This is a genomic window from Pseudomonas sp. NPDC086278 (genome assembly GCF_050280905.1).
In the GTDB taxonomy this organism is placed as follows: domain Bacteria; phylum Pseudomonadota; class Gammaproteobacteria; order Pseudomonadales; family Pseudomonadaceae; genus Aquipseudomonas.
In genome coordinates this window covers 1-10848 of record NZ_JBNNWE010000141.1, presented here as the reverse complement: position 1 = coordinate 10848, position 10848 = coordinate 1, and the positions used below count along the sequence as shown (strand labels likewise).

6 protein-coding genes, 1 tRNA gene and 1 pseudogene are annotated in these 10848 nt (G+C 60.5%); 5 read left to right on the top strand and 3 right to left on the bottom strand.

The window, feature by feature from the left end; translation table 11 throughout:
• The coding region (locus tag ACQKP4_RS27175; protein ID WP_427637074.1) for an adenylosuccinate synthase at window positions 1-1290 on the top strand (1290 nt) is incomplete at its 5' end.
• A 151-nt stretch (window positions 1291-1441) separates the two neighbouring features.
• Window positions 1442-3376, top strand: coding sequence for a methyl-accepting chemotaxis protein (locus ACQKP4_RS27170; protein WP_427637072.1), 1935 nt, complete (start codon window positions 1442-1444; stop codon window positions 3374-3376).
• Between the two features lie 165 nt (window positions 3377-3541).
• On the opposite strand, the gene ACQKP4_RS27165 is transcribed toward ACQKP4_RS27170, so the two are convergent.
• From ACQKP4_RS27165 to ACQKP4_RS27155, 3 genes are all read right to left on the bottom strand, one after another.
• Window positions 3542-5107, bottom strand: a complete 1566-nt coding sequence (locus ACQKP4_RS27165; protein WP_427637070.1) for an ABC transporter permease — start codon at window positions 5105-5107, stop codon at window positions 3542-3544.
• Window positions 5107-6117: an extracellular solute-binding protein gene (locus tag ACQKP4_RS27160; RefSeq protein ID WP_427637069.1), complete on the bottom strand. Its 1011-nt coding sequence runs from the start codon at window positions 6115-6117 to the stop codon at window positions 5107-5109. The genes ACQKP4_RS27165 and ACQKP4_RS27160 overlap by 1 nt, the downstream gene beginning before the upstream one ends.
• 414 nt (window positions 6118-6531) lie before the next feature.
• A tRNA-Leu gene (locus tag ACQKP4_RS27155) sits at window positions 6532-6618 on the bottom strand.
• 226 nt (window positions 6619-6844) lie between these two features.
• Here ACQKP4_RS27155 and rnr point away from each other — a divergent pair.
• The 3 genes and pseudogenes from rnr to rpsF form a co-directional block, all read left to right on the top strand.
• Window positions 6845-9478 (top strand): ribonuclease R, encoded by a 2634-nt coding sequence (gene rnr / locus ACQKP4_RS27150; RefSeq protein WP_427637067.1) that lies wholly within the window; start codon window positions 6845-6847, stop codon window positions 9476-9478.
• Window positions 9475-10242: a 23S rRNA (guanosine(2251)-2'-O)-methyltransferase RlmB gene (gene rlmB, locus ACQKP4_RS27145; protein ID WP_427637066.1), complete on the top strand. Its 768-nt coding sequence runs from the start codon at window positions 9475-9477 to the stop codon at window positions 10240-10242. Before rnr ends, rlmB begins: the two co-directional genes overlap by 4 nt.
• Window positions 10243-10558: 316 nt before the next feature.
• Window positions 10559-10792, top strand: a pseudogene (gene rpsF / locus ACQKP4_RS27140) (30S ribosomal protein S6); the annotation flags it as partial.
• Window positions 10793-10848 lie beyond the last annotated feature (56 nt).

Here is a 10848-nt window from a genome sequence, read left to right as displayed (position 1 = left end):
GTTAAGAATGTCGTAGTCCTGGGCACCCAGTGGGGTGATGAGGGCAAAGGCAAGATCGTTGATCTGCTGACCGAACATGCTGCCGCCGTAGTGCGCTACCAGGGTGGCCACAACGCGGGTCACACTTTGGTCATCGATGGCGAAAAAACCGTCTTGCACCTGATCCCGTCGGGCGTGCTGCGCGAAGGCGTGCAGTGCCTGATCGGCAACGGCGTGGTGGTTGCTCCCGACGCTCTGCTGCGGGAAATCATCAAGCTGGAAGAGAAAGGCGTGCCGGTGCGTGAACGCCTGCGTATCAGCCCGTCCTGCCCGCTGATCCTGTCCTACCACGTAGCGCTGGACCAGGCTCGTGAAAAGGCCCGTGGCGAGCTGAAGATCGGTACGACCGGTCGCGGCATCGGCCCGGCTTACGAAGACAAGGTTGCACGTCGTGGCCTGCGCATCGGCGACCTGTTCCACCGCGAGCGTTTCGCCGCCAAGCTGGGCGAGTTGCTGGATTACCACAACTTCGTCCTGGTCAATTACTACAAAGAACCTGCGATCGACTTCCAGAAGACGCTCGACGAGTGCATGGAATACGCCGAGCTGCTCAAGCCGATGATGCTCGACGTCACCGCTGAGCTGCACGAACTGCGCCGCGCTGGCAAAGACATCATGTTCGAAGGCGCCCAGGGCTCCCTGCTGGACATCGACCACGGTACTTACCCGTACGTCACCAGCTCCAACACCACGGCGGGCGGCATCGCCACCGGTTCGGGTTTTGGCCCAATGTACCTGGATTACATCCTCGGCATCACCAAGGCCTACACCACCCGCGTCGGTTCGGGTCCATTCCCGACTGAGCTGTTCGACGACGTTGGCGCGTTCCTCGCCAAGCGTGGCCACGAGTTCGGTGCAACCACCGGTCGTGCCCGTCGTTGCGGCTGGTTCGATGCCGTCATCCTGCGTCGTGCTATCGACGTCAACAGCATCTCGGGCCTGTGCCTGACCAAGCTGGACGTGCTGGACGGTCTGGAAACCATCAACATCTGTGTTGGCTACAAGAACCAGGACGGTGCAGTGATCGATGCCCCGACTGATGCCGACAGCTACATCGGCCTGGAGCCGGTGTACGAAGAGATGCCGGGCTGGACCGAATCCACCGTCGGTGCCAAGACGCTGGAAGAGCTGCCGCAAGCCGCTCGCAATTACATCAAACGCGTTGAAGAGTTGGTCGGTGCGCCGATTGACATTATTTCGACGGGCCCGGATCGCAACGAAACCATCGTTTTGCGTCACCCGTTCGCCTGATAAGTCGTTGATGTTAAAAACAAAGGCCCCTTAATCGGGGCCTTTGTCGTTTATGCCTGTCGAACGGCATGACCTTTGCGTGTGATCGTCATCAAGTGCATTGCTTCTGGCGTGCCATCAATTTAATGGCGTCAATGCGGAGGGGTATCAAGTGTCGGCCGTTCTCTCACTGTTACAAAGCCGTTTGCTGCGGCCCGTATTCGTTACCCTCGGTATCGCCCTTTTGGTGCAGGTGCTGGTGGCTGTTGCCCTGACTCGGAGCACAGTGACCGCGCTGGAAGCCGATCTGGGTGTGCGCCTGGGTGCCGACAGTCAAAAACTTTCTGGCGAACTGGAGCAGGCGGGGCGTGAAGTCACGTCGAGCCTCGACAATCTTTCGGCCAGTACGCGTCAACGGCTTACCGCCGGTCTGTCTGCGCGGCTGAAAGAAGAGCAGGTGCAACTGCGTGCGACGTTGGAAAAGGATCTGAAAGATTCCGCCAACGACATGGCGCAACTGCTGGCCTCGGTCGCACCGCGCGCCATGTGGGACAGCGACGTTCCCACCCTCTCCGAATTCGCCCGTCGGGCCCAGCGCAATCCCAACGTGTTGTTCGTGGTTTATGACGACGCGACCGGGCAACACCTGACGCGTTACCTCAACCGCGAAAACCCGATCAACAAAGCCCTGCTGGAAAAAGGCCAGGGTGAGCGTGCGCTGGACAAGGTGCTGTTCGCGGCGCAAAACGATCCTTCGGTCTATTACCTCGAAGCGTCGATCAACCCGAACGGCGTGGAAATCGGCAAGGTCTTGATGGGCGTCTCGACCGCCTCGGTAGAAACCGATCTGGCGGCGCTGGACAAACGCTTTGCGGCGCTGATTGCCAGCGGTGATCAACTGGTCGGTGAGAGCCTCGCAGGCGCAGCGGCGGACAGCGCTACAGCCATGCGCGCGCGCCTGACGTCCGCTCAGGCCACCGCTTCTGAAATGAAAGCCAACACCACCAGCACCGTGCAGGAAGCCGCGGCGACCTTGCGCTGGCGCATTGGCATGGGCCTGGCGCTGGTCGGCTTGGGCGTGCTGCTGTTGCTGGCGGTGGTGCTGGGGCGTCGAGTGGTCAACCGCCTGAAGATGCTGATCAGCGCCATGGACGATCTGGCGGCGGGCGAGGGTGACCTCACCAAGCGTGTGCAGATCAGCAGCAAGGACGAAATCGGCGACATGGCCTCGGCGGTCAATCGCTTTGTGGATAAGTTGCAGCCGATCGTGCGTGAGGCGGGCGATGTGGCCCAGCGTACCGGTGTGGAAATCGGTGCCATGACCTTGCGCAACGCCGGGGCCGATGCGGCGGCCGGCATGCAGCGTGACGAAGTGGCCGAGAGCCTGCGGGCGCTGTCGCAAATGGCCGACGAGGCGCAGTCTGAAAGCCATGCGATGCAGGCAGCCTTGCAGCAAGTGGTGGACATCCGCTCCGCGACCGATGAAAACACCCGGACCTCGGCGAAAGTCGGCAGCCTGATCGAGGCGTTGGCCGGGCAGGTCGACACCGGGGCGAAAGTCATCGAGCGACTGGCGCAACAGAGCGAGCAGATCGAAGTGGTGCTGACGGTGATTCACGGGATCGCCGAGCAGACCAACTTGCTGGCGCTGAACGCCGCCATCGAAGCGGCGCGTGCAGGCGAAACCGGCCGCGGCTTTGCCGTGGTGGCGGACGAGGTGCGGGCGCTGGCGAGCAAAACCCAGAGTTCGACCGGTGACATCCAGGCGCACATCGTGGCGTTGCAGCAAGGTGCGCGTGAAGCCGTGGCGGCGATTGGTCTGGCCGGGCGGCAGGCTAACGAAGGTTTGCTGGTACTGCGCGATAGTGCGCGGTTGCAGCAGTCGGTGCAGGTGTCGGTCGAGCAAGTGCACGCGGCGATCGGTCTGGCGACTCAAGCCGCAGAGCATCAGGCGCAAGGTGCGCAGGCGGTGCGCGGGCGGGTTGAAACCATTCACGTGCAGGCTGAGAAAGCGGCTCAGGCGGTGGTGGAAACCACGGCCAGCGGCAAAGTGCTGGATGGCTTGGCTGCACAGTTGAAGGCGAGTCTGGGGCAGTTCCGGGCTTAGGATTGGAATTGACCGGGCTGGCCTCTTCGTCGGAACGCCGCCCGGAGCAAGTCCGCTCCCACAGTGATTGTGAGAGCACAAGTTTTGTGAGCACTTCAATCAACTATTGATTGTGAGTGAACACCAAATCTTGTGAATACCTCGAGCTTGCTCGCGATGACTATCTCAACGGCTCAAATACATCCGCGTAGTAAGCAGATACACCGGCAGCCCCGACACCACAATCAACAACGCCGCATAAGGCGCCGCCGCCGCAAACTCCACGTTCGCGGTATGCGCCCAGACTTCCGTCGCCAATGTGTTAAGCCCGGTCGGGCTCAGCAGCAGCGTCGCCGTCAACTCCTTCATCGCATCCAGAAACACCAGCGCGAACGCCGCTCCCAGCGCGGGGAAGATAATCGGCAATGTCACCCGGCAAAACGCACTGAACGACGACGCCCCAAGCGTGCGTGCCGCCTCTTCCAGCTGCGGTGCAGCCTTGTTCAGCGCGGTCCGGATCGGTGCTTGAGCCAGCGGCAGAAACAGCAGCGCATAAGCGATCAGCAGCAACGCCGATGTCTGGTACAGCACAGGCACGTAATGCAGGGCGAAGTACACCAGCGTCAGCGCTATCACCAAGCCCGGCAGTGCATGCAGCAGATACGGCAGGCGCTCGGCCCAGATTGCCAATTGGCCTTTGTAGCGCACCACCAACAATCCCACCGGCACGGCCAGTACCAGACACAACTCCGCGCCACCGAGTGAAAGCGCCAGAGACGACAACAGCGCCTCGCTGATCGCCGCCACCGGGAAGGCTGCCGACGAACCCACTGCCAGCCAGTACGCCAGCATGGCCAGCGGAATCCCGCTGCCGATGATCGCCAGTGCCAGGCAATACAGTTGCCCTGCGGCGGCCCACGGTCCGAGGCGAACCTGTTCCGCACGCCGCGCCGCGCCCTGGCCGGTGCGCACGTGTCGGCCCTTGCCGCGAACCCGCAGCTCCAGCCACAGCAACATCAGGCACAACGCCAGCAATACCGCTGAAAGCATCGCCGCGTTGGCGTTGCTGAATTCCAGTTCGAATTGCTGATAGATCGCCGTGGTAAACGTCTGCAAACCGATGATCGACAGCGCGCCGAATTCCACCAGCATGTGCAACGCAATCAGCAGTGATCCGGCCAGCAGCGATGGCCACAGCAGCGGCAGGGTAATCCTGAAGAACACGCCCCAGCGATTCTGCCCCAGGGTGCGGGCGGACTCTTCCAGAGACGGGTCAAGGTTGCGCAACGTCGCCGCGACCGGCAGAAAGATCAGCGGATACTTGGACAGCGTCATCACCAGGATCGCCCCGCCCAGCCCCTCGAAGTGCGCACTCAGCGAAACCCAGGTGAAACTGCTGACAAACGCCGGCACCGCGAAGGGCAGACACAGGATCACGCCCCACAAGCGACGCCCGGGCAGATTGCTGCGTTCGAGCAGCCAGGCCAGCGACAAGCCGATCACGCCACACGTGACCGTCACGCCGACCATCAGCGCCAAGGTGTTGCGCAGCAGCCCGAATACATAAGGCCGCCACAGCAGATGCAACGCCTCGGCCCAACCCGCCTGCCAGGTCTTGAGCCCGACATAGGCCAGCGGCAACAGGCTGAGCAATACCAGCAACAAAACCGGTAGCAACAACCAGATCGACGGCCGTTTGCGCCGTGGCACATAACCCCCGGCGGATGCGGGGGCGGATAACGTCGTGCCCATCAGTTCAAGCCAACGTCACGTTCCAGGTCCAAGGCTTCTTCAGCGTTGCCGAGGTCGGCGGGTGTCACTTTTGGCGCTTCCAGCTCGCTGAAGGGCTTGAGGCCGCGATCCGATTGCATGCCTTTGTGCAGCGGGTATTCAGCGGTGGTCTGAGTGATTACGCGTTGACCCTCTTCACTGGCCATGTAGGCAAGAAATTGCTGGGCTTCTTTGGGATGTTTGCTGGATTTCAGCACGGCGGCGCTGGACACCGTGATCAGCCCGCCAACGTCGCCGCCGGTGAAGTAGTGCAGTTTCGAATCGAGCTGGCCTTTTTCGCGTTGCAGGGCGAACCAGTAATAGTTGTTCACCAGCACCGTCGCGACTTCACCGTTTTCCACGGCCTTCAGCGCCACCATGTTGTTGCTGTAGGTTTTGCCGAACGCGCGCAGCCCGGTCAGCCATTCCTCGGCGGCGTCCATGCCGTGGACTTTGATGATTGCTACGGCTTGTTCCTGGAACGCGCCGCTGGTTGGCACGAAGCCGACCTTGCCTTGCCATTTAGGGTCGGAAAACTCCATCACCGATTTGGGCAAGTCTTTTTCGTCGATCAGTTTCGGGTTGTAGGCGACCACGCGAACGCGTGCGGTAATGCCGATCCAAGTGCCATTGCCGGCGACGTAGTCTTTGGGCAGCACGGCGAGGGTGGCTGCATCGGTCTGGGCCAGGATGCCTTGTTCGCCGAGTTTATTCAGTGGCGGGGATTCTTCGGTGTAGATCACATCGGCGGGGGAGCGATCACCCTCTTCGACGACTTGGCTGGCCAGCTGGTTGCTGCTGCCTTTGCGCACATTGACGTGAATACCGGTCTTGGCCTCGAACGCTTTGGCAATCGCGTCGCCGACTTCCTTGTGTTGACCGTTATAGAGTGTCAGGGGAACGGGATCGGCCGCCTGGGTGAGGGGAGTGGCGAGTGCCAGGCCGAGCAGGCTGATAGCCAGACCGCGGCGCAGGGTATTTCGAAACATCATTCGCAGGGTTCCTCACTGTCGCATTGCAAAAACTTGTAACAATGATAAACGATATTGTTTCTCAAGTGCGCCTTGCGGGTCGGGCAAGGCTTTGCTAGAGCGGTTAGCGCAGATTTTTGGTTGGCTTCTGTGGCTAGGGGGCATGTGTGGTGAGAGCGCTTCTGAGGCGAGAGGGCATGTGTGGTGAGAGGGCTTCTGTGGCGAGGGGGCTTGCCCCCGTTGGGTCGCGAAGCGGCCCCAGTCTTCATTCAGCCACCCCTCATTCTCAGGATTAACGACTGCTGCGCAGCCGAACGGGGGCAAGCCCCCTCGCCACAGGGAAGGTGGCAGTTTGAGATTTTTGAACGGCAGAAACGCAAAAACCCGCTTTCGCGGGTTTTTGTGAGATTCAAGATCGTGACCTTGAATTTGAATTGGTGCCCAGAAGAAGACTCGAACTTCCACGACCTTGCGGTCACCAGCACCTGAAGCTGGCGTGTCTACCAATTTCACCATCTGGGCAGTATCGGCAGCGCGAGTGCGTCGTCGATGGCGCGCACTATACGGAGCGTCTTTTTAACTGTAAACCCCCGGTATTAAAAAAACCTGAAAAATATTACCGGTGGTATTTAAATCAGCTTTGCAGTGTCGATAAAGGGCTTTAGATGGGCTGTCAGAGCCTGAAATTTCCCGTTTCATTAAGCCTATGCCAAACTAACCCGCATATAGACAAGGTGAAAACTCTCTAATGGCCGATTGGCAGTCCCTCGATCCCGAGGCCGCTCGTGAAGCGGAAAAATATGAAAACCCTATTCCTAGCCGCGAACTGATCCTTCAGCACCTTGCTGATCGGGGTTCGCCTGCTAACCGCGAGCAACTGGTCGAAGAGTTTGGTCTGACCACAGAAGACCAGATCGAAGCCCTGCGCCGCCGCCTGCGCGCCATGGAGCGCGACGCTCAACTCATCTATACCCGTCGTGGCACCTATGCGCCGGTGGACAAGCTCGACCTGATCCTCGGTCGCATCAGCGGGCACCGTGACGGCTTCGGCTTCCTGGTTCCGGATGACGGCAGTGACGATCTGTTCATGAGCCCGGCGCAAATGCGTCTGGTGTTCGACGGCGACCGAGCCCTGGCCCGCGTTTCCGGTCTTGATCGTCGCGGTCGCCGCGAAGGCATGATCGTCGAAGTGGTGTCCCGTGCCCACGAGACCATCGTCGGCCGCTACTTCGAAGAGGGCGGCATCGGCTTCGTCGTTGCCGACAATCCGAAGATCCAGCAGGAAGTGCTGGTCACGCCGGGCCGTAACGCCAATGCGCAGGTTGGTCAGTTCGTCGAAGTGAAGATCACTCACTGGCCGACGCCACGCTTCCAGCCGCAAGGCGACGTGGTCGAAGTCGTGGGCAACTACATGGCGCCGGGCATGGAAATCGACGTCGCCCTGCGCACCTACGATATTCCACACGTCTGGCCTGAGGCCGTGCTGAAAGAAGCCGCCAAGCTCAAGCCGGAAGTTGAAGAGAAAGACAAAGAGAAGCGCATCGACCTGCGTCATCTGCCGTTCGTGACCATCGACGGTGAAGATGCGCGCGACTTCGATGACGCGGTGTACTGCGAAGCCAAGCCGGGCAAGCTGCGCCTGTTCTCCGGCGGCTGGAAGTTGTACGTGGCGATTGCCGACGTTTCCAGCTACGTGAAGATCGGCTCGGCCCTGGACAACGAGTCCCAGGTTCGCGGCAACTCGGTCTATTTCCCCGAGCGCGTGGTGCCGATGCTGCCTGAGCAGCTGTCCAACGGCCTGTGCTCGCTGAACCCGCACGTTGATCGTCTGGCCATGGTTTGCGAGATGACCATCTCCAAATCCGGCGAAATGACCGACTACTGCTTCTACGAAGCGGTGATCCATTCCCACGCTCGCCTGACGTACAACAAAGTCAGCGCGATGCTGGAAACGCCGAAACTCACCGAAGCGCGTCAGCTTCGTGGCGAGTACACCGACGTTCTGCCGCATCTCAAGCAGCTTTATGCGCTGTACAAAGTGCTGCTGGCTGCCCGTCACGTCCGTGGCGCGATTGATTTCGAGACGCAGGAAACCCGCATTATCTTCGGCACCGAGCGCAAGATTGCCGAGATCCGTCCGACCGTGCGAAACGATGCGCACAAGCTGATCGAGGAATGCATGCTGGCGGCCAACGTGGCCACCGCCGAGTTCCTGAAGAAGCACGAAATCCCTGCGCTGTATCGCGTCCACGACGGTCCGCCACCGGAGCGTCTGGAAAAATTGCGCGCGTTCCTTGGCGAGCTCGGCCTGTCCCTGCACAAAGGCAAGGACGGCCCGTCGCCGAAGGATTACCAGGCATTGCTGGCGAGCATCAAGGACCGTCCGGATTTCCACCTGATCCAGACCGTCATGCTGCGTTCGTTGAGCCAAGCGGTGTACAGCGCCGATAACCAGGGCCACTTCGGCCTGAATTACGAAGCCTATACCCACTTCACCTCGCCGATCCGCCGCTACCCGGACTTGCTCACGCACCGGGCGATCCGCAGCGTCATCCACTCCAAGCAAGACACGCCGCACGTTCGCCGTGCCGGCGCAATGACCATTCCGAAAGCGCGCATCTATCCGTACGACGAGGCGGCCCTGGAGCAACTCGGCGAGCAGTGCTCGATGAGCGAGCGCCGCGCCGACGAAGCGACCCGCGATGTCGTGAACTGGCTCAAGTGCGAGTTCATGAAAGACCGTGTGGGCGAGTCGTTCCCGGGGGTGATTACCGCCGTGACCGGTTTTGGTCTGTTCGTCGAACTGACGGATATCTACGTCGAAGGCCTGGTGCACGTCACCGCGCTGCCGGGCGATTACTACCACTTCGATCCTGTGCATCACCGCCTGGCCGGTGAGCGTACCGGTCGCAGCTTCCGTCTTGGCGATACCGTTGAAGTGCGCGTGATGCGCGTTGACCTCGACGAACGCAAGATCGACTTCGAGATGGCGGAAAAAACCATCAGCGCGCCGATTGGCCGCAAGAAGCGCGGAACGCAAGAGACGGCTCCTGCGGCTGCCAAGACTGCTGCGGAGCCGGCCCCGGCGAAAACCGGTCGCCGTCCTGCGAAGGAAAAGGCTGTTGAAGCCTATCGTCCAAGCGATGCGGCGGCAAAAAACGCCGAGTTGCGCAAAAGTCGTGAAATGAAACAGGCGTTGCTGTCTGAAGCGAAAAGCGGCGGTAAAGCGGCGTCTGGGGGAAAGACCGGACGGTCGGCGCCTGACAAGGCCCCCGGCGGCAAGCCAGCAAAACCGAGCAAACACCGTAAAGGCCCGCCAAAAGCGGGTTCCGCTCCAGCTGCCAAAAGCGGCGGAGTGCGTAAACCTAAGGCCAAGTCATGAGTCAGTTGGAAAAAATCTACGGCGTGCACGCGGTAGAAGCATTGCTGCGTCACCACCCCAAGCGCGTCAAGCAGATCTGGCTGGCTGAAGGCCGCAGCGAGCCGCGTGTACAGGCGCTGATCGCACTGGCGAGTGAAAATCGCGTGCCCGTCGGCAATGCCGAGCGTCGCGAGCTGGATGCCTGGGTTGATGGCGTTCACCAGGGTGTGGTGGCGGACGTGAGTCCAAGCCAGGTCTGGGGCGAGGCGATGCTCGACGAGCTGCTTGATCGTTCCGAAGGCGCGCCACTGTTGTTGGTGCTCGACGGCGTGACCGACCCGCACAACCTCGGCGCTTGCCTGCGTTCGGCCGATGCGGCGGGTGCGTTGGCGGTCATCGTGCCGAAGGACAAATCAGCCACGCTGACGCCGACGGTACGTAAAGTGGCCTGCGGCGCGGCGGAAGTGATTCCGTTGGTCGCGGTGACCAACCTGGCGCGCACCCTCGAAAAGCTCAAGCAGCGCGGTTTGTGGGTGGTCGGCACGGCAGGGGAGGCGGAGCAAAGTCTGTATCAGCAAGACATGACCGGCCCGACCATCCTGATCATGGGCGCGGAAGGCAGCGGCATGCGTCGTTTGACGCGTGATCTGTGCGACTACCTGGTGCACTTGCCGATGACGGGCAGCGTCAGCAGTCTCAACGTTTCCGTGGCAACGGGCGTTTGTCTGTTCGAAGCCCAGCGTCAGCGCAGTGTCAAAGCGGCAGCGGGCGGCAAAAAGTCTTAAGCAGAACACGATCCAGGTGTGGGAGCGGGCTCGCTCGCGAAGAGGGGGTGTCAGTCGACAGAAATGTTTCCTGACACACCGCTTTCGCGAGCAAGCCCGCTCCCACAGTGGTTTGTGGTGGGGCAAAAAAATGTGATCGAACGAACTGTTCAAATAATCGCCAATTGCCTTGCGCCGCTCCTGTCCCTTCTCTACAATTGCGCCCCTTGCTGTGACGGCAGGCACGCATGTGTCTATCGCAAGCAAGTCCATAAGTGTCATTCACTCCTTGTCTGACCGCTTTTGAGCGGCAGGCTACAACCCGTAAGGAGCATTCATGCGTCATTACGAAATCATCTTTTTGGTCCACCCGGATCAAAGCGAGCAAGTCGGCGGCATGGTAGAGCGTTACACCAAGCTGATCGAAGAAGACGGCGGCAAAATCCACCGTCTGGAAGATTGGGGCCGTCGTCAACTGGCCTACGCAATCAACAATGTTCACAAGGCTCACTACGTGATGCTGAACGTTGAATGCACTGGCAAGGCCCTGGCCGAGCTGGAAGACAACTGGGTGTGACGGTTAGCAAAAGCCTGGCGTATACGGTGGTGATGGGATGCAGCGCACCG

Coding starts and splice junctions, on each gene's coding strand:
- ACQKP4_RS27165 (WP_427637070.1), bottom strand. CDS start 5,107: ATGGGCACGACGTTATCCGCCCCCGCATCCGCCGGGGGTTATGTGCCA.
- rlmB (WP_427637066.1), top strand. CDS start 9,475: ATGAGTCAGTTGGAAAAAATCTACGGCGTGCACGCGGTAGAAGCATTG.
- rnr (WP_427637067.1), top strand. CDS start 6,845: ATGGCCGATTGGCAGTCCCTCGATCCCGAGGCCGCTCGTGAAGCGGAA.
- ACQKP4_RS27160 (WP_427637069.1), bottom strand. CDS start 6,117: ATGATGTTTCGAAATACCCTGCGCCGCGGTCTGGCTATCAGCCTGCTC.